Genomic DNA, 19,730 nt, shown 5'->3' with positions numbered 1-19,730 from the left:
ACTTAGGTGGGGTATCATGGTATCTGAGCTTGTCGAAGGGTCGGTTTCCGTCATGGTTCGACAGGCTCACCACGAACGGTTTTCTTAATAGCATACTTTTTAAATCAGAGCCAAACATTTAAAAGGAAACCCATGTTAGACAACGACCACGACATTCACACTTTTTTAGTACACACCCTAAACACCCTAATCAATGGCGAAAACCTAAGCGATGACGACACCGCCACGCTCATGACTCTTATCATGACAGGCAAATGCCCTGATGTGCTACTGTCCGCCATTATCACGGCATGGCGTATCAAGGGCGAGACGGTGGACGAGATTGCCATTTCTGCTCGAGTCATGCGGTCGTTTGCCAATGCCGTTACTTTGGGCGTGGATAATGCGGTGGATATTGTGGGAACAGGCGGAGACGGAGCGAATTTGTTCAACGTATCCACAGCGTCCATGTTCGTGGTGGCGGTCTGTGGCGGTGTGGTCGCCAAGCACGGTAGCACGGGCGTGTCAAGCCGTTCGGGTGCGTCCGATTTGCTCACAAGTGCAGGCGTGAATCTCACCCTTGACCCAAGCCAAGTCGCCGACTGTGCCAAAAATACGGGCGTGTGCTTTATGTTCGCCCCCAATCATCACCCTGCCATGCGTCATGCCAAGGCGGTGCGTGGGGCGTTAAAAGTGCGGACGATTTTTAATATCTTAGGGCCTTTGACCAATCCTGCGTCCGCCCCAAACACCTTGCTTGGGGTCTATGATGTGGCGTTGTGCGAAAAACTTGCTCACGTCATGGGCAAACTTGGCAGTCGCCATGTGTGGGTCGTGCATTCTGATGACGGCTTGGATGAGATAAGTCTTGCCACGCCCACAACCGTATCCGAATACAAGGACGGCAAGGTAACTACCTTTAAAATCGCCCCCACCGATGTCGGCATTGCCATGCAGTCGCTGGACGGTTTGTTGGTTGGTTCGTCTGATGAAAGTTTTGACCTTATCAAATCCGCCCTACAAGGTCAAACCGACCCACGCACCCAAAAGGCGTGCGACATCATCGCCCTAAATGCAGGGGCAAGCCTGTATCTGTCAGGGCAAGCAGACAGCTTTAAAGACGGTGTCGCCCTTGCCAAACAAGCCCTAGCAAGTGGCAAGGCATGGCAAAAAATGCAGGAATTTGTGGCATTTACCCAAACGTTTAATCATTGATTTTTATTATCCAAACGTACATTTAAAGATTTTCAATGTAGGGGCGAATTGCAATTCGCCCAAATTATATTTTCAAATTTAAAAAATTTTGGTAGTAGTCTAAAAAGTATGCTGAATTAGGTTTTCCGTTCGCCCTGAGCTTGTCGAAGGGTAGGAAAACCGTTATGGTTCGACAAGCTCACCACGAGCGGTTTTCCTTGTAGCATACTTTTTGAACCAGAGCCAAAATTTTAAAAGGAAAAACCATGTCCACACCCACCATTTTACAAAAAATTGTTGCCACCAAACACCAAGAAATCGCCCAAGCTCGCACTCAAATCAGCCTTGACGAGTTAAAACAAAAAGCCAAATCCGCCCCTGCCGTGCGTGGGTTTGCCAAAGCCCTACGAGCGGTAGAACAAGGCAAAATTGGCGTGATTAGCGAGATAAAAAAGGCAAGTCCGTCCAAAGGCGTGATTTGCCAAAATTTTAACCCCGTTGCCACCGCCCAAGGCTACGAGACGGCAGGGGCGACTTGTTTGTCTGTTTTGACCGACCGTGAGTATTTTTTGGGACATGATGACCATCTTATCCAAGCCAAAAATGCTTGCAATTTGCCTGCCTTGCGTAAAGATTTTATGGTGGATGAGTACCACATTTATGAAAGTCGCACGCTTGGGGCGGATTGTATTTTGCTTATCATGGCGTGCCTTGATGATGAGACGGTGGCACAGTTGCACAAGGTGGCGATAGAACTTGGCATGGACGTGCTGATTGAGATTCATGATGAAGATGAGCTAATCCGTGCGTTAAAATTGCCCAAATCTACCCACAACATTTATGGCATCAATAACCGCAATCTTAACACCTTTGATGTGGATTTGAACACGTCCATTCGCCTTGCCAAGACCTTGCGTGAAAATGTGGGCGATGACGCTCTTATCGTGAGTGAAAGTGGTATTCATGGGGCGGACGATGTACACCTGATGCAGTCGCATGGTATTCATCACTACCTCATCGGTGAGCAATTTATGAAAACGGATAATGCAGGGCTTGCGTTACAAAATCTGTTAAAAAGCGTATAAATAATACACAAACCAAAACCCCACACCGCACGGCATGGGGTTTTTCATTAACTTTAACCAATCTTATGACAATCAAACCCAAGCTCTGCCATTTGGCTTTCTTTTTCAAGCGGAGCAAGGCTTGCCTTAACATGGGGCTTGTCTTTTAGATAGGTGCGTGCCACTCGTTTTAGGTCGTCTATCGTTACCGCTAAGAGCTTGGCTCGTATGGTCTCTTGCATTTCTTTGGTGCGACCGTGTAGCTCGCTAAAACACGCCTTGACCGCCTCGCCTGCTGGGGACGCAGGTTTGTCCATGCCACCGATAATCCCCAAAATCGCCTCTTCTAACTTATCAGCGTCATGGTCGTTGTCCAGTAGCCAGTCAATGCTCTTTTCAAAATGAAGAAAAGTCGCCACACAGTGCGGATCTCGGTAGCTATAAAAGCGAAAACTTGCCGAATTGGCATCAAAGCTCGCCCCACCGCCATACGCCCCGCCTTTTTCACGGATTGCCGAATGCAGATAGCCATTTCTTAAAAATGGAGCCAGCACCGTCAAGGCAGGCGTGTCCTCATGCCCTGATGTGGTCGCAGGATAGGCAGTGGCATTATGATAGACGTTGGTAGCGATAAGCCATGCGATGTCTTTGTTGTCATCGCTCTTGGCAAGCTCATCAAATGCCAGTGTATCATTTGCCACGACAGGCGATTTGGCAGGTTTATGCGGTGTATTTAGCACGTCTTTTATTACCGCCTTTAACTCGTCCGCCTTGTCTGCCTCGCATACCAAAACCACGTCTTGGGGTAGGTTTTGTATTTGCTCGTGGATTTGGGCTAGGCGTGCTGATAGCGTTTGCCAAACCGCTTGGTCGGTTTCGCTTTGCTTTAAAAACGCCTTTAATGCCGACAGGGCAGGTAAGCCCGAATAACGGTATTCTAGCGATGATAATTTGCTCATGCTCCGACTGGCGGTCTGAATGGCGTAGCTGTGTCCGCTTGCTGATAGGCGTGATTGCCAAGACGCTTGTTTTTGCTGTAACAGCTCACTCATGCGGTCGGTTTCGGTGAAAATGGTGTTGTTTAGCACGTCGCTCACCAGCTCCACCGCCTCAGGCTTACGGGCTAAGGCACGGGTCGCCAGCACGAGATAGCTTGTCATTTTATCCTTATCATGGCGGTCGGTACGCTGTGAAATGCGAGCGGTAACGCCTGATGAGACGGACGCTTGTACCGCTTGGAACGTGCGTGCGTCATAGTTGTCCGTACCTAATTCGGACAACAGCCCCAAATATAAAGGCAATATCGGATTATTTAAAATGTCTAAATTATCATTTAAATCAAGCACCACTTGATAATAATACAGCCCATTGGTGCCTGCATGGTACTCGTAGAGTTTGCGTTCGTCTTGCCCAATGATTATCGGCTGTTTGTTGGCGTGGGCGAATTTTATCGCTTGGGGAATGTCATCTAGCCCCACTTTTGGCAAAATATCCACGTCATCTATCAGAGCTTGGCGTGTGGCAAGTTCGGCAGATTTTTGACGAATGACCGCTTTATCGTCATCGCTTAACGTGGCATTTAGCTTATCCAAACTTGCCTTTTCGTCATCTATCAGGCGTTGGGCTTTGTCTTTATCAGGCGATAGGGTCAAGCGAACTCGGTGTGGGTTGTCAATTAGGTGCGTTTTGATGAGATTTTGCACCCAGTTTGGCTCTTTGACCTGCTCGGACAGCCACGACAAATGCTCATCAATCTCCCACATATCCACAGGATTACCGCCATGCAGTGCCGTGCCAAACCCTTCAAGCATGAGCGTCAAGCCATAAGGCATACTGTCGCCCCCGATGTGGCGTTGGTCTAACTCTATCTGATGTAAAATGGTCTGTATGGTTTCATTATCAATGGGGTTTTCCGCCACAGAACGAAGTAGCTCCAAAATGCCGTTTTCCACGTCATCGGCAAGTTCACGCTCCGAGCCACGCACGCCTGCATAAAACGCCATTTCATAATGACTGTCATCTAGACCTAAAAGCGGGCTTGCAGACGTGCCAAGTGGCGAGCTGTCAAGATACGCTCTTAGGGGTGAACCTGCGTGTTCTATCAGCACCCCTTCCATAAGGCGAAGTGCCAAACGCTCTTTGGGGTCGGTAATGCTTGGCAGTAGCCACGCTAGCACGTTATGGGTCATTTTCTCGCCACTCACGTCGGCGGTATAAGTGTCATAAACTTGGGTTGGTGTGCTTAGGCGAGTCTCGGTCATGGAGACGAACTTTTTGCCACGAGACGGCTTTTCGTTGTCATCAAAACGCACTAGAGCATCATCGTGCAGGCGCGCTTGAATGTCCGCCACGTCAATGTCGCCAAAACTCATGATAATGGCATTGGACGGGTGATAATGAGCCTTGTGAAAATTGACCAAATCAGCATGGGTGAGCTTGACAATCTCTTTTGGGTCGCCCCCTGAATTATAATGATAAGTCGTGGCCGGATACAGGTGCGGTGCCAAAGCGTAGTAAAGCTGGTCAATCTCGCCACTCATCGCCCCTTTCATCTCATTAAAGACAATGCCGTGATATTCAGGTTTGCCCTGTTCATCAAGCTCCAAACGAATGCCTTCTTGGGCAAAGTCTAGCTCGTGAATGTTGGGGAAAAACACCGCATCAAGATAGACGGACAATAAGTTAAAATAATCGTTTTTGTTTTGACTGGCAAAGGGATACACCGTCCAATCACTTGCCGTCATGGCGTTCATAAAAGTCTGCAATGACCGCTTAATCATGCTAAAAAATGGGTCTCGTACGGGGTATTTTTGTGAACCGCACAACACAACGTGTTCTAGAATATGAGCTTCGCCACGAGAAGTCATGGGCTGAGTGGCAAAGCCAATCATCAAGGCGTTTTCGTCATTATCACACGCCAGATGATAATGGGTCGCCCCTGTGGCGGTATGCTCACAAAGTAGCACCGTAATGTCAAGAGCTTCTATGTGGTGCTGGGATTTTAGGGTAAAGGCAGGGTGTAGGTTAAATGTTGTCATGAATGGTTCCGTGATGAAAAAATGCTATATTGTGGCAAAAATTTGCAATTTAAACAAGGCTTTTGTAAATTTTGATAAAAATTCTTGTTTTTATGATTAACCGAAAAGACGTTGAACAAGGACTAATTTGGCGGTATACTTAGGGTTATCTTTTCTTATAATTTTACCCCATTCTCAACTTTATATAAGTGGTTGATTTATCAAGGGCGAATAGCGATTCGCCCCTACAACCCAAAAATGGTTATTGAACAATCAACAAGCTACCATTTTAAGTTGAGAATGAAGTTATCATTTTTTAATTTTAAAAAGGCAATCATCATGAGCTACTTCGGTACAGACGGCATTCGTGGGGCATTTGGACAATTTCCCATTACCCCTGATTTTCTACTAAGATTGGGTTATGCCACAGGGCAGGTTTTGACCGCCCAAAACACGACAGACAGACGACCCAGCGTGGTTATTGGCAAAGACACTCGTCTGTCGGGCTATGTGATTGAATCCGCCTTGCAAGCAGGATTTAACTCGGCAGGCGTGGACGTGCATTTGCTTGGGTCCTTGCCAACACCTGCCATTGCTCATTTGGCAAGAAGTTTTCATGCCGACATGGGCGTGGTCATCTCAGCAAGCCACAACCCTTATGGCGACAATGGCGTAAAATTCTTCTCAGACGAAGGCAAAAAAATCTCAGACGACACCCAATCCGCCATTAACGCCAAATTGGACGAGATGATACATGGCGACACGCTCTCACGCCTTGAACACTACCCCACCGAGCTTGGCAAAAGCTACCGCATTGATGACGCTAAGGGGCGTTATATTGAGTACTGCAAAGGCTCGTTCCCCTACCAATACGACCTGCGTGGGCTAACCATCGCCCTTGACTGTGCCAACGGAGCAGGGTACAGCGTTGCCCCACGGGTCTTGCGTGAGCTTGGGGCAACCGTCATCGCCCACGCCAACACGCCAAACGGCACCAACATCAACGACAACTGTGGTTCAACCCACCCCGAAACCTTGCAAAAATTGGTATTGGAACACAAAGCAGACTTAGGCATTGCCCTAGACGGCGACGGCGACCGCATTGTTATGGTGGATGAAAACGGACAAATTTTGGACGGCGACAGCATTTTGTACATTCTTGCCAATGGGGCAGACGAAACCCCAAAAGGCGTGGTCGGCACGCTCATGAGCAACATGGCACTTGAAAACTTGCTTAAAAATCAAGGCATTGACTTTGTCCGTGCCAAAGTGGGCGACCGCTATGTCATGCAGGAGCTAGAAAAACACGGCTACACCATTGGCGGAGAGTCATCGGGGCATATTCTTTGCCTTGATAAATCACGCACAGGGGACGCCATTGTAGCAGGCTTGCAGGTGCTGGCGATTTTGGTCAAAAAAGGCGGAAAATTATCCGATTTAACAAAGGGTTATACCCCATATCCCCAAACGCTCATCAATGTCCGCCTAGCCAAAATGAGCGACCCTTATGACAATGACGAGCTAAAATCCGCCTTCGCCCAAGCCGAGAGCGAGCTTGGCGACACAGGGCGACTATTAATTCGTAAATCAGGCACCGAGCCTGTGATTCGGGTCATGGTTGAAGCCCAAAATGGCGATACGGCACAAACATTGGCAACATCATTGGCGGACAAGGTAAAGGCGGTGCTGGGGTGATTTTTAAATCATAGACAATTTGAAATGGGTGTGTAGGGTAAATTGAATTTGCCCTATGGTAAATTTAACACAAGGGCGAATTGCAATTCGCTCCTGTATACACCCAAGAAACTTTAAAATTAACACAAGTGTAATGACGTTTGAGTGTAGGGGCGTGCTGTGCACGCCTATAAAAAGTGGTGTCTCAGCACGTCCCTACAAATACTGTGGTAAATATCAAGTTTGTTGGCTATATCTAATTTTAAAACATTTGTGATTTAACAATGGTATTTTATAATGATTTAACTTCAAAATATACTAATTGGTAAGGTGCATATCACGCACTCTACAATACTGCAAATAAAAATATCATTTTAATAGTTAAAAAGAGAAAATCCATGATATTAGACCTACCCCCAACCACCATAGAGCTAATTACCGCCAGAGCCGAACAAGCAGGTATGACGGTTGATGAATTGCTTATATCCACTTTTGCCAAAGATGATGAAGACGCTTATTATGATTGGTTTTATCAACATCATTTTGATATTAAGAAATTGGATAAATCAATCAAAAGCGGTTCTACCCCTGTGCCTCATTTTGACAGCGTAGAACAGTTGGCAGATTGGCTGGGTGGTGCAAGATGAAAGTGGAAACAAGTCTTGCCTTTGACGAACAACTTGCTCTACTTTCACACGCAGACCGTATAAAAATCGCTCTATTTGTCCAACAAGTTCAACAACACGGCTTGCATGGTCTGCAAGGTCGTAATAAATCATCTATTCCAACCAATCCCCATACCAAAAAAGAACGAGCTAATTTTGATTATGCCCAAAAATACTGTCTTTGGCATTATCATATCGGCATACCTAATTATGTGGGCGAGTTTGGCGATATGACAAGCGAATACATTTTACATTATCAACGCTTTGATGATGAAATTGTACTGGTGGATATTAGTACGCACCCGCCTTTTGAATTGCCAAGTATAGATAAATTATAAATTGGTATTATTCAACCAAGGTGATTTTGCAATATGAGTGTGTAGGGGCGAATGACATTCGCCAAAAAATAATATTTATATAAGGTAAATTGCAATTTGCCCCTACAAATCTATCCAAAGGTGTTGTTGATTAACAATGCCGAAATTTTAATAATCAACCAAAGGTAATCACTATGGGAATTGATTTTAGTGCCAGTCGTCTGTCCTATGAAAAAGACGAACTGATTGAAAAAAACATTGGCAACACCCCTTATCCATTACTCCAAAAATGGATAAATGACGCCATATCCGAGCAAATTGGCGAAGCCTATGCATTTAGCCTTGCCACCTGTGGGGCGGATATGCGTCCGTCCGTGCGTACCTTGCTTATGCGTGAGATTGTCCCTAATGATGACGACATTCAGATGATTTTTTATACCAATTATGACAGCGACAAAGGGCAGGATTTGGCGGACAACCCCTTTGCCGAAGCCTTGTTTTTTTGGCATACGCTAGAACGCCAAGTGCGAGCGTCTGGGCGTGTGGTCAAATTATCTGATGATAAATCGGAGACTTACTACCATTCCCGCCCAAAAGACAGCCAGCTTGCCGCATGGGTCAGTCGCCCCCAAAGTGGCGTGGTAGAGAGCCGTGAAATTATGGAGAGTGATTTTGCCAAGCTATCCGAGCAGTTTGGCGAACATATCCCCAAACCCGAGTTTTGGGGCGGATATTGCCTATTGGTGGATAAAATAGAATTTTGGCAAGGGCGAGCCAACCGTATGCACGACCGCATTGTATATCATAAGGGCGATAAGGGTTGGGAGCGTGAGCGGATATTGCCGTGATGATGTTTTTTAATAAATACAAAAAAGCGATGATAAGAATAGTCATCGCTTTATTGATGATAGTTGCCGTGATTATTTATAGTAATTTATTAAAGGTGGTGGATTATCAATTTGATGATATTGGCTATCAGAGCGATAAAACATTAAACATCGCCCTAATTACCGATTTACACGCTTGTTATTATGGTGATAATCAAAAATGGTTAATAGATATTTTAAAACAAAAACAGCCCGATGTGATATTATTGGGCGGGGATATTTATGATGACAAAATGCCTTTTGATAATGCCGATGAATTATTAGGGCGTGTTGAATATTGGTATTTGCCATGAAAAATGAGAAAAATCGCACGTTTTTCAAGGAAAAAACGCAGGCTGATAGTTATTCTATCAGACAAGTTTTTGACGCAGAAAAACAAGATTTAGCCATTTTTCATGCAAAAATTGATAAAAGCGTTAAATTTTCATCTTATTTTATAAGAATGTTATCAATGTTCAGCACGCCCTAAGCCAATTACCCAATATTGCCCCAACTTATTATGTGGACGGCAATCATGAAAATTGGCTAAGCCGTGCAGATTATAACAAAGTCATCAATAAAATCCACGCTCATGGCGTATCAATCATTCATGGCAAAAGTATATCCGTGCCAAATACCAATGTTGTCATTCACGGCATATCCGACCCAGACGGCGGAGCATTTGATAAGGATTTAAAAACAGTAACGGATAATTTAAATAATGATATTTATAAAAATCACGTCCACATTCTATTAACCCACCGCCCCGAGCATATTGACACGTATCTAAATTACCCTTTTGATATTATCATGGCAGGTCATGCTCATGGTGGACAATGGCGAGTGCCGTTTGTCATCAATGGCGTGTACGCTCCCAATCAAGGGCTATTTCCCAAATATGCAGGCGGATTGTATGAATTTGTCAATGACCATAACACCAAATTTATCGTCAGTCAAGGCTTGGCACGAGAAAGTACAAGAGTGCCACGCTTGTTTAACCGTCCTGAATTGGTGTTTGTGAGTTTGGAGTGAAACTACCCCACACAACGTTTTGGTGTTTGTTTTTTGTTCAGTGATGTCTGACACCGCCACACCTTATCATCTATTTGATGATAAATCGCCAAATGCCGACCGTTTAAATACCGCACCGGATAACTCGCCCCTGACACCGTTGCCACCACCGCACAATCGGTCTTGGCATAGGGCAGGCTTGCCACCACTTCCACGCTCACCCTTTGGTTGTCGGTAGTAACAGGCAGACCCACAGGGCAGTTACCTGTTTGCTCATAGATGAGCTCCACTCGCTTGGCAATGGCATTGGTACTGCGATAACTCTCAAAAATCACTGCCTGCTCTTTTTGAATGGCGATAATCGGCACAAATTGTAATACAATGATCGCAAGCAACGTCCCAAACATGGCAAACGCCACGCCAAGCCCCACCACACTAACCCCGCCATGCTCTGCCAAATATGCCTTTTGGGCGTCTTTGTCAGCAGGATACAACTCCACCACATCGGCAATCTCACGCCGTGCCATGCGATAATAATACGCGTCCGCCCAGCGTGCCACCATGCTCGACCAAAACAGCCACACCGCCCCAGCTATCATGAGCCGTGTGTACATCTGATAGTCATCGGGCAGTTTACCCACAAATAAAAACTCACACACCGCCAAAATAATGACGATGTTGAGCTTAATGAACGACCACCCTGCCACACAATACACCACACAGTCCAGATAACGCTTGCGGTATAACAACCAGCCAAACGTGGTGAAAAACGCCGACCAATTCCAACGGGCGTGCAGTTTGCCTGCCTTGTCAAATTGCTCAAATCGCTTTAAATAATAGCTTTGCGAGCGTGTGCCAATGAACCATTTATCAAGCTGTATCCGCTCTTTGTCGGATAAGTGGGGCAAATAAAATGGGGGCGGGGTCGTGTCTTCTAAAAATGGCAAACGAAACATAAATTTTGTACTTAACCGATGAATGCTTTATAATAGGCACTATTTTACGCCTTTTTTAGATAATATACCATGACTAACCCAGACCAATCCACCCCAAAAGCCCCCCTTGCCCCTGTTGGGGGCGACCGCCAAACCCCTGACATCTCTCGGGATACCATCAGCCAAGAAATCCAAAACTTATCTCGCACACCGACCGAGTATAGCCACGCCATCGCCACCTTTATGAGACGGCGAACGCACCTAAGCCAGTATGCCGAACAAGCCTTGACCGACCCCGCCTTTGCTCCGTACATCATCAATCACGGTAAGGATTTGGGCAAATTGGGCGATGTGTCCAACATCACCGATTTGCGGGCATTTTTTAAAGACACACCAAATGGCGAGAACGCCCCCTTGACCCTAGAAATCGGCTTTGGCATGGGCGACAGCTTGGTAGAAATGGCACAAGTCGAGCCAGCTCGTAACTTTGCCGGTATAGAAGTTCACGAACCAGGGATTGGGCGTACTGCTTACTTATCTCATGAATTGGGACTGACCAATTTAAAGGTGCTAAATGGCGATGCGATTGCCTTGTTAAATAACCTACCAGATGAACATTTAGATACCGTACAACTCTACTTTCCTGACCCTTGGCAAAAAAAACGACACTATAAACGCCGTTTTGTTACCACAGAACGCATGACCTTAGTGGCGGACAAATTAAAAACAGGCGGAATTTTTCACAGTGCGACCGATTGGGAGCATTATGCCCTATGGATGCTTGAAGTTTTGGATAATATGAGCCAATTTGAAAACATGGCAGGACATGGCAACTTTTCGCCACGTCCCGACTTTCGCCCTGCCACCAAATTTGAAAAACGTGGAGCAGACTATGGGCGTGCGTCTTGGGATTTGCTGTATAAAAAGGTGTAAGCTAAGGCAATACCGCACTGGGCATACGCTTCATGATAATCCGCTTTTTGTTTTGTAGGCGACGGTTATTGAGATTTTTTTGGTAATATTTGGGATTGGGGAGCATGCTGATGAGTAGTGCCGACTGCTCACGGCTTAGGTTTTTGGCAGATTTGCCATAATAATGCCGAGCCGCCGCCTCAATGCCATAAATGCCCTCGCCAAATTCCGCCACGTTCAGATACACTTCCAAAATCCGCTGTTTATCCCACATACCCTCCATTATCACCGTAATAATCGCCTCCTCACCCTTACGAATGTAAGAGCGGTGCGATGTCAAAAACAAATTTTTGGCAAGCTGTTGGCTGATGGTCGAGCCACCCATTGACACCGCCCCGCCTGCTTCGTTTGCCCTAATGGCACGCTCAATACCGTCCATGTCAAAGCCATTATGCGTGGCAAATTTGGCGTCTTCACTCGCCACCGCCGCCTGTTTGACCGCTTTGGCGATATTATCATAATCCACCCATACCTGTGTAACCTCGCCCCCCGATAGGCGATGAGCGACCATAAACATGGAGTTACCGACAGGGGCGACTTTCCACACACCCAGCATGGCAGCAATGAGCAGATGAAAGCTGATGACCAACACCAATAGCGGAGCTATCACCCATCGCCACAGCCATGCCACCAGTCCCCGTCTTTTGGGTTTGGGCGGAGTTTGTGGGTCGGGACTGGGCTGAGATGGCGTATTTGTGGTTTTTTTAAACATAAAATAAACTAATAAGATAAACTTGGGGCGTATTTGCTATAATAAACGCCCTATTTTACACGATTTTTTGCCACAGGGCATTATTTTTTATGAATAATATTAATTTTATCAAATACTTACAAAACTTAACAGATGACCGCTTTGCCCTGACTTGCCTAGACCATAACGAATACCGCACATTCCATACCCTACTATTGGCGACATTTGCAGGTTCGGACAGTCAGCTCATCCACACATCCAACCCTGCCACAGATTGGTATCTTTTAGGCACGGACGGTTGTCATCTGTGCCACGCCAGCCACGCTCTACTGACCCAAGCCCAAGCCATGAACCCACACATGCCTGCCATTCATGTGCTTGACCTAGCCGGCAGCGAAGAGTTAATTGACCATCTAGGCACGCTCATCCCCATTCTTATCACTCCCACCCACCTGCTGTGCTATCCGTTTGGTGTCATGGATGTCATTCATCTTTTGCCAAATCATCACCACAAACACATCAAATAAATAGACACATTTTCATTTTTATTAGTTTTTTAAATCACAAAAAACAATAAAATTTTATTATTTTTAAAAATCAGTTATTTATTTTTAATAAGTTTTTGAGTAAAATAGCATCTCACTCATTAGTTGTTAATGAGATTTATTGTAAATAACCATTTTTATATTGTGGCTTTTGTTAAATTTTATCAAAACAGGGCTTTGTGATGCCAAAATGACATTGTAAACCATTGTTTTTTGTATGACCCAACAATAAATGCCATTTCAAATACTGAAGTCACAATACAGATGGGCGTACGGTTTTTATATTAGACAAAGGAGTGTATATGCTAATCTTTTTGGCACTATTACCAATTTTAATTGTTTTTATCTTATTGGTCGTCATGCGATTGCCTGCCAAAATTGCCATGCCTGTGGCATATTTTGCAACCGCCTTGCTGTCATTGTTTGTATGGCAGACCTCTGGCAGTCAGGTTGCCGCTGCAACCATTCATGGCGTACTGACCGCTGTCAATGTGCTATTTATTGTCTTTACAGCGGTGTTGCTGCTTAACACCCTAAAAGAGAGCGGAGCAATCGTTGCCATTCGTCAAGGTTTTATGGGCATCTCGCCTGACCGCCGTGTACAAATGATTATCGTGGCATGGCTGTTTGGTTCGCTCATTGAAGGTTCAACAGGTTGGGGTACGCCATCGGCGGTCGGTGCTCCCTTACTGCTGGCACTCGGCTTTCCTGCAATGGCATGCGTCATGGCGATTCTCATCATTCAATCCGCTCCTGTCTCCTATGGTGCGGTCGGTACACCCATTCTCATTGGTGTGAACTCAGGTCTTGAAAACAAAGATGATGTAAGTGCTACCATTGGTCAGCAAGGCATCGCCTTTGGCGATTATATCGTACAGATTGGGGCAAATGTTGCATTTGTACACTCGGTTGTGGGTTTTTTAATTCCATTAATTCTGTGCTGTTTTTTAACCAAATTCTTTGGGGCAAAACGCTCGTTCCGTCAAGGCTTTGAAGCCGCTCCTTTTGCTATATTTGCAGGTCTTTGTTTTGTCATTCCTTACTACTTGACTGCCAAATTTGTCGGTCCAGAACTGCCCTCTTTGGTTGGGGCGGTGGTCGGTCTTGGTATCGTCGTACCAGCTGCCAAAATGGGTTTTTTGACCCCAAAAAACACCTTTGATTTTGAAAGCCGTGATACATGGGAAGAAGATTGGAAAGGCACACTGGCAACCACCAATGTTGATGTGAATGAAAAAGCCAAATTTTCCATTGTCAAAGCATTCTCTCCTTATTTATTGGTCATCTGCATCTTGATTGCCACTCGTACCATCAAGCCATTAAAAGACTGGTTAAGCAGCAATGCCGTCATTACGTTTAGTAATATCTTAGAGACTAACATCACCAATAAAACACAGCTTTTGTACTCACCTGCAACGGTGCTACTGCTTGTCTCTATCATCTGTATCTTTTTGTTTGGCATGAAAGGCGATACCATCAAAAAAAGCTGGTCAGCCTCAGGCAAAACCATGATAGCTGCCGCTCCTGCCCTACTGTTCTCCATTCCGATGGTGCAAGTATTTATTAACTCTGGTGCACCTGCTGATGCTGTCAAGCCAATTGTATCCATGCCAAATGTACTGGCAGCAGGGGCGGCGGACATGTTTGCAGGGGCATGGCCACTGTTTGCTCCGTGGATTGGGGCGTTGGGGGCATTTATTGCAGGGTCTAACACCGTCTCTAACATGATGTTTAGTCATTTTCAGTGGAGCACTGCCACTCAAATCAACTTAGATGTCATGGATGCCGCCAAAGTAGTTTCTCTGCAAGCAGTAGGCGGTGCAGCTGGCAACATGATCAGTGTGCATAACGTCGTTGCTGCCTGTGCGGTGGTTGGACTGGTAAACCGTGAGGGTTTGGTCATTCGTAAGACGCTCATCGCCATGAGTTATTATGTGGTGCAAGGGGGTTTGGTAGGCATGGCGTTCATCTTTAACCCCATATGGTGGATAGCAGCAGCATTATGGGCGACGACTTTCTTTGTCATCATGACTGTTATTAGCAAAAAGAGTGAGCGAGTCTGATACTCACCACAAACAAAAGGGATTTTGATAATCCCTTTTGTTATTTTTTATAAAGTATTGTAAAATATACCCACCTTTAAAACTTTAAAACTAAGGCTGTTTTATGGCAGATTTAAGCAAAATCACCGAAATTGAAGACCTGCGTCGCATTGCTGAGCGTAAAGTACCACGCATGTTTTATGACTATGTGGACAGTGGTTCGTGGACTCAGACCACTTATCGCAACAACGAGACCGACTTTGACCGCATTAAGCTACGCCAGCGAGTACTGGTGGATATGGAAGGTCGCTCGCTTGCCACTCAGATGATAGGGCAAGATGTGCATATGCCTGTGGCAATCGCCCCAACTGGCTTTACAGGCATGATGTGGGCTGATGGCGAGATTCATGCTGCTCGTGCCGCTGAAAAATTTGGCATTCCTTTTTCGCTCTCAACCATGAGCATCTGCTCTATTGAAGATGTGGCAGAGAATACCACGAAGCCGTTTTGGTTTCAGCTGTATGTCATGCGTGATAAGAAATTCATGGAAAATCTCATCCACCGTGCCAAACAAGCCAAATGCTCTGCCCTTATCCTAACTGCTGATTTGCAAGTACTGGGACAACGCCACAAAGACATCAAAAACGGACTGTCTGCACCGCCCAAACCAACCCTGACCAACATCATCAATCTGATGACTAAGCCTGAATGGTGCTTTAATATGCTTGGCACCAAACGCCATACATTTCGTAATATTGTCGGTCATGCCGAGGGTGTGGGCGACTTATCTAGCCTATCATCATGGACAGCAGAGCAGTTTGACCCTCGTCTTAACTGGGATGATGTCGCTCGCATCAAAGAGTTATGGGGCGGGCCGCTTATCATCAAGGGCATTATGGAACCCGAAGATGCCATTTTGGCCGCCAAATCAGGGGCGGATGCGATGGTCATCTCCAACCACGGTGGTCGTCAGCTAGACGGAGCCCCAAGCTCCATCGCCAGTCTTGCCGACTGTGTGCAAGCGGTACAAGCAGAAAACTCAAAATGCGAAATCTGGCTAGACAGTGGTATCCGCTCAGGTCAAGACGTGCTAAAAGCCATCGCACTAGGAGCAAAAGGCACGATGATAGGTCGCTCGTTCCTATATGGTCTGGGGGCGTATGGCGAAGATGGCGTTCGCCGTGCCTTAGAGATTATCTACAAAGAGTGCGACATCACAATGGCGTTCTGCGGTCATACCAACATCAGCACCGTCAATGAAGACATCTTTGTCAAAGGCACTTATGAAAATCTCAAAGCCAGCAACCCACACGTTACGCCAATTCGTTGGTAAAAACACAAAACCACGTCTTAGGACGTGGTTTTTTTGCTGATGCACTTCCCTATGACAAGCCCATGCAGTCCATTCAATCATCCATCAAAACTCCGCCCACGTCCCACTTTTCATGTGTAGCACTCTATCAGCTCGTGCCGCCAATGCTCTGTCATGCGTGACCATGAGTAGTGCCATGCCAAGCGTGTCTTGTAGCTCTGAGAGTAGCTCAAACACCGCCAAAGCATTATCATCATCTAGGTTGCCCGTTGGCTCATCAGCCAACACCAAACTCGGGCGTGTTACCAATGCCCGAGCGATTGCCACACGCTGACGTTCACCACCTGACAACTCGCTTGGGCGGTGATGGGTACGGTGTGACAAGCCAACACGGTCAAGTAGCTCATTTGCCCTGTCTGTCGCTTCATTAATGCTCACATCAGCACGCATGAGCAGGGGCATGGCGACATTTTCGGTGGCATTAAACTCTGCCAGCAGATGATGAAACTGATAAATAAAGCCCAAATGCTCATTACGCATGTGCCCACGTGCCGTCTCACTCAAATGATTTAGGCACACGCCTTTGAGCCACACTTCGCCTGTGGTCGGTATATCCAAGCCCCCCAGTAAGTGCAAGAGTGTACTTTTGCCCGAACCACTACTACCGACGATGGCGACACGTTCGCCTTGATGAACAGTTAAATCAAGCCCTGTCAGCACGGACGTTTGAATTTTACCTTCATCATAGATTTTACTGATGTTTTTTGCCTGTAAAATAATACTCATGTCACCCCCTTATTCATAACGCAAAGTTTGGGCAGGCTGGATTTTTGCTGCTTTTAAGGCAGGATAAATGGTCATGATAAATGACAATAAAAATGACGACGACGTGATTAATAAAATATCCGTTACCTTAATGTGCGTTGGCAGATAATTGACAAAATACGCATCAAACAAGTGCAGACCAAACACATTATTAATAAAGCCCAGCAACTGACTGACGGTCAGCGTAAAAGTCACGCCCAAAATCGTCCCTGCCACCGTACCGATGACCCCGATAATCATGCCCTGCACCATAAAGACCTGCATGATGAGCTTAGGACTTGCCCCAAAGGTCTTTAAGATGGCAATGTCTGATTTTTTGTCCGTCACAAGCATGACAAGGCTGGATACGATATTAAAAGATGCAATCACCACAATCAAAAACAGCAACAGCCCAATCATCGCTTTTTCCATTTGAATGGCAGAGAACAGATTGCCATGCGTACTTGTCCAATCATCTGCCATCAGACGCTCAGGGGCGACATTTTGGGCTTTGACTGCTGCTTGGGGGGCTTTAAAAATATCATTCATTTTTAGGCGAATGCCCTGAGCTCCTTCGGGCAAACGCAGTAGCACGCCTGCATCACGCATGGCAACATATGCCATGTGATTGTCTATCTCTTGACTGATATTAAACATACCCACCAAGGTAAACCGCTTAAATCTAGGGACGACACCCGCCGCCGATACCGATGCTTCGGGCAGCACCAACGTGATCTTATCCCCCATGGTAAGCCCCATAGAACGCACCATGCTCTCACCCAGCACAATGCCAAATTCGCCCGCTTTTAGGGCATGGATGTCGCCTTGCACCATATGCTCGCCAATGATGGAGACCTTCGTCTCATGCTCAGGCTCAATGCCTGTTACCATAATGCCCGCCACCTGTCCATGAGCGGTCAGCATGCCTTGCAATCCAATAAACGGAGCAGTTGCCACGACATTTTTGTCATTCTCTTCAATCTTTTTGGCAAGTGTTTGCCAATCAGGCATGATCTCATAAGAGCTGACATTTGCCTGTGACACCATGCCCAAAATGCGGGTTTTTAACTCTCTATCAAAGCCATTCATCACCGATAAAACCGTGATGAGTACCGCCACGCCAAGGGTCAGCCCAATCATTGAGATGAGCGAGATAAAGGAGATAAAGCCGTTTTTACGCTCGGCTCGGGTGTATCTTAGTCCGATAAATAAAGCAAGGGGACGAAACATAAATAGGAATTGCCTTTTAAAATTTGACGCCATAGTTTACACCATTTTGGCGTGCTTTTGGGGATTTTGTCATTTATGATGATAAAATTTTATGAAAATCAGCCAGATAAGATGACTTGATTTTTTAAAATTCTCCCTTATTAAAGATGACATATTTATCCATAGGGAACACCCATGAGCATTCACTACGACTATAAACATGAAGTACCACCCCAAAAGATAGACTTGCCTTGTGACAAAAATGCAGGGCATGGCGACCATTGGGCAATTTTAACCAATAACATTGCCGATGACGTGCCAGATTGGCTCCAAGCCATGTTGGAGACCGCCACTTTACCCATTGGTTTGACCGTGGGGCGTACCGACCATAAGACCCTTTTGCTTGGGCAGGACACCCCTTGTCATATCAAGCAAATCCTTGCCATGGACAACGGCAAGCCCACCGCCTTTATCAACGCCTACCCTGCGGTACACAGCCCTTATGGGGTGCACTGTCAGATTGAGCGAGTGATTCGCTGTGAACGTACCGCTGATGCCATTTTACGCCTTAGAACCGCTGATGGCACAACCGTCTATGCCTTTGACCAACTCTACGCCATCAACCGCCATGAGTACAAAACCCCAAAAAACTACTTTGCTAATTTTAGTGCATGGGCGTACAACATTGAGCCAAGCAACAAAGATGAGACGCTATTGGTCAAAAATCCCAAAGCCATTCGTTATCATCGTGCCTTTAATGACATCGTGGCAGATAATGGCGGCGTGGTGCCTGATGACATTGATGAACAAATAAAAACATGGACGCCCAAAGACGGTGATGAAAACACACCCCTTGCCCCTGTAGAGATTAACTTCGGGGAAAGCTGTATTTATCTGTTTGGCGACACCTTTGGGCAAGAAGATGAAGCGTGGTGCCAAGGACAGGTATTAGGCATCAGTTACACCGAATTTTTTGGCGTGCCCATCACACTCTTTGATGTGGCGATTTTGCGTGAGCATAATGCCGAAGCCTTTGTGGTGCGTATCGCTGCCGTCAGCAACGAACAAAACAGCCAGATTCAAGCACAAGACTACATTCAAGCAAACATCTGGCTACAAGTGGCAATCTACGCTGACAACCAACAAAAGTAATCACGCCAGCGATTTTGGTGTATAAATTGCAATCCATTCCACTTCATATCTTAGGATGTGCCTACCATTGATAACATTTTTTGAAATAAAATGAAAATTTAGGGTGTGCCTACCTTTGGTATTTGCAATGAAAAATGAGAAAAATCGCACGTTTTTCAAGGAAAAAACGTAAGCGGGCATGCCCTAAAAGCCATGTTTAAACAGCATCTTTTAATAACATTTCTCATTCCATTGCTTACTTTATGACAAAACAAAAGTCCGCAACCTAACACAGATTGCGG

At 45.9% G+C, this 19,730-nt stretch carries 19 protein-coding genes; 14 read left to right on the top strand and 5 right to left on the bottom strand.

What is annotated here, in order from left to right; genetic code table 11:
• Window positions 1–132: 132 nt before the first annotated feature.
• Both trpD and trpC read left to right on the top strand, forming a co-directional pair.
• On the top strand, window positions 133–1,194 hold the full coding sequence (trpD, locus tag IM753_RS06865) for an anthranilate phosphoribosyltransferase (RefSeq protein WP_194108974.1): 1,062 nt from the start codon (window positions 133–135) through the stop codon (window positions 1,192–1,194).
• Between the two features lie 245 nt (window positions 1,195–1,439).
• A complete protein-coding gene (gene trpC, locus IM753_RS06860; RefSeq protein WP_065256323.1) occupies window positions 1,440–2,258 on the top strand; it encodes an indole-3-glycerol phosphate synthase TrpC in 819 nt (272 codons plus the stop codon).
• 53 nt (window positions 2,259–2,311) lie between these two features.
• Here the strand turns inward: trpC and IM753_RS06855 are convergent, their stop codons facing one another.
• Window positions 2,312–5,275, bottom strand: coding sequence for an insulinase family protein (locus IM753_RS06855; protein WP_065256324.1), 2,964 nt, complete (start codon window positions 5,273–5,275; stop codon window positions 2,312–2,314).
• A 318-nt stretch (window positions 5,276–5,593) separates the two neighbouring features.
• On the opposite strand from IM753_RS06855, the gene glmM reads away from it, so the two are divergent.
• The 7 genes from glmM to IM753_RS06820 all read left to right on the top strand — a co-directional run bounded on the left by glmM (window position 5,594) and on the right by IM753_RS06820 (window position 9,808).
• On the top strand, window positions 5,594–6,949 hold the full coding sequence (glmM, locus tag IM753_RS06850; protein WP_065256325.1) for a phosphoglucosamine mutase: 1,356 nt from the start codon (window positions 5,594–5,596) through the stop codon (window positions 6,947–6,949).
• 377 nt (window positions 6,950–7,326) lie between these two features.
• Complete coding sequence (locus IM753_RS06845) at window positions 7,327–7,575, top strand: hypothetical protein (RefSeq protein ID WP_062498464.1); 249 nt, start codon at window positions 7,327–7,329, stop codon at window positions 7,573–7,575.
• Complete coding sequence (locus IM753_RS06840; RefSeq protein WP_194108973.1) at window positions 7,572–7,931, top strand: hypothetical protein; 360 nt, start codon at window positions 7,572–7,574, stop codon at window positions 7,929–7,931. Before IM753_RS06845 ends, IM753_RS06840 begins: the two co-directional genes overlap by 4 nt.
• 173 nt (window positions 7,932–8,104) lie before the next feature.
• Entirely contained in the window at window positions 8,105–8,758 is a 654-nt protein-coding gene (pdxH, locus tag IM753_RS06835) for a pyridoxamine 5'-phosphate oxidase (protein ID WP_194108972.1), read from the top strand.
• Window positions 8,759–8,760: 2 nt separating this feature from the next.
• Complete coding sequence (locus IM753_RS06830; protein WP_065256328.1) at window positions 8,761–9,090, top strand: metallophosphoesterase; 330 nt, start codon at window positions 8,761–8,763, stop codon at window positions 9,088–9,090.
• Entirely contained in the window at window positions 9,087–9,266 is a 180-nt protein-coding gene (locus IM753_RS06825) for a hypothetical protein (RefSeq protein ID WP_065254970.1), read from the top strand. The genes IM753_RS06830 and IM753_RS06825 overlap by 4 nt, the downstream gene beginning before the upstream one ends.
• Before the next feature lie 32 nt (window positions 9,267–9,298).
• Window positions 9,299–9,808, top strand: coding sequence for a hypothetical protein (locus IM753_RS06820; protein ID WP_065254969.1), 510 nt, complete (start codon window positions 9,299–9,301; stop codon window positions 9,806–9,808).
• A gap of 2 nt (window positions 9,809–9,810) precedes the next feature.
• On the opposite strand, the gene IM753_RS06815 is transcribed toward IM753_RS06820, so the two are convergent.
• Window positions 9,811–10,743 (bottom strand): DUF2628 domain-containing protein, encoded by a 933-nt coding sequence (locus IM753_RS06815; RefSeq protein WP_065254968.1) that lies wholly within the window; start codon window positions 10,741–10,743, stop codon window positions 9,811–9,813.
• A 69-nt stretch (window positions 10,744–10,812) separates the two neighbouring features.
• Here IM753_RS06815 and trmB point away from each other — a divergent pair, with 69 nt between their 5' ends.
• Window positions 10,813–11,655 (top strand): tRNA (guanosine(46)-N7)-methyltransferase TrmB, encoded by an 843-nt coding sequence (trmB, locus tag IM753_RS06810; protein WP_065254967.1) that lies wholly within the window; start codon window positions 10,813–10,815, stop codon window positions 11,653–11,655.
• Between the two features lies 1 nt (window position 11,656).
• Here trmB and mtgA read toward each other — a convergent pair whose 3' ends face one another.
• Window positions 11,657–12,328, bottom strand: coding sequence for a monofunctional biosynthetic peptidoglycan transglycosylase (gene mtgA / locus IM753_RS06805; protein ID WP_227713092.1), 672 nt, complete (start codon window positions 12,326–12,328; stop codon window positions 11,657–11,659).
• 167 nt (window positions 12,329–12,495) lie between these two features.
• Here mtgA and IM753_RS06800 point away from each other — a divergent pair, with 167 nt between their 5' ends.
• The 3 genes from IM753_RS06800 (at window position 12,496) to IM753_RS06790 (ending at window position 16,305) form a co-directional block, all read left to right on the top strand.
• Window positions 12,496–12,912, top strand: a complete 417-nt coding sequence (locus IM753_RS06800) for a glutaredoxin family protein (RefSeq protein WP_065254966.1) — start codon at window positions 12,496–12,498, stop codon at window positions 12,910–12,912.
• 320 nt (window positions 12,913–13,232) lie between these two features.
• Window positions 13,233–14,993: an L-lactate permease gene (locus IM753_RS06795; RefSeq protein WP_194108970.1), complete on the top strand. Its 1,761-nt coding sequence runs from the start codon at window positions 13,233–13,235 to the stop codon at window positions 14,991–14,993.
• A gap of 103 nt (window positions 14,994–15,096) precedes the next feature.
• On the top strand, window positions 15,097–16,305 hold the full coding sequence (locus IM753_RS06790) for an alpha-hydroxy acid oxidase (protein WP_065254964.1): 1,209 nt from the start codon (window positions 15,097–15,099) through the stop codon (window positions 16,303–16,305).
• An 84-nt stretch (window positions 16,306–16,389) separates the two neighbouring features.
• On the opposite strand, the gene lolD is transcribed toward IM753_RS06790, so the two are convergent.
• Window positions 16,390–17,070: a lipoprotein-releasing ABC transporter ATP-binding protein LolD gene (gene lolD / locus IM753_RS06785; RefSeq protein WP_065254963.1), complete on the bottom strand. Its 681-nt coding sequence runs from the start codon at window positions 17,068–17,070 to the stop codon at window positions 16,390–16,392.
• Between the two features lie 9 nt (window positions 17,071–17,079).
• On the bottom strand, window positions 17,080–18,318 hold the full coding sequence (locus IM753_RS06780) for a lipoprotein-releasing ABC transporter permease subunit (protein ID WP_065254984.1): 1,239 nt from the start codon (window positions 18,316–18,318) through the stop codon (window positions 17,080–17,082).
• Window positions 18,319–18,492: 174 nt separating this feature from the next.
• Here IM753_RS06780 and IM753_RS06775 point away from each other — a divergent pair, with 174 nt between their 5' ends.
• Complete coding sequence (locus IM753_RS06775) at window positions 18,493–19,449, top strand: hypothetical protein (protein ID WP_065254962.1); 957 nt, start codon at window positions 18,493–18,495, stop codon at window positions 19,447–19,449.
• Window positions 19,450–19,730 lie beyond the last annotated feature (281 nt).

The organism is Moraxella sp. K127, from assembly GCF_015223095.1.
GTDB lineage: Bacteria > Pseudomonadota > Gammaproteobacteria > Pseudomonadales > Moraxellaceae > Moraxella.
The sequence above is the reverse complement of the archived record's forward strand: the minus strand, read 5'-3'. Positions and strand labels throughout refer to the sequence as shown.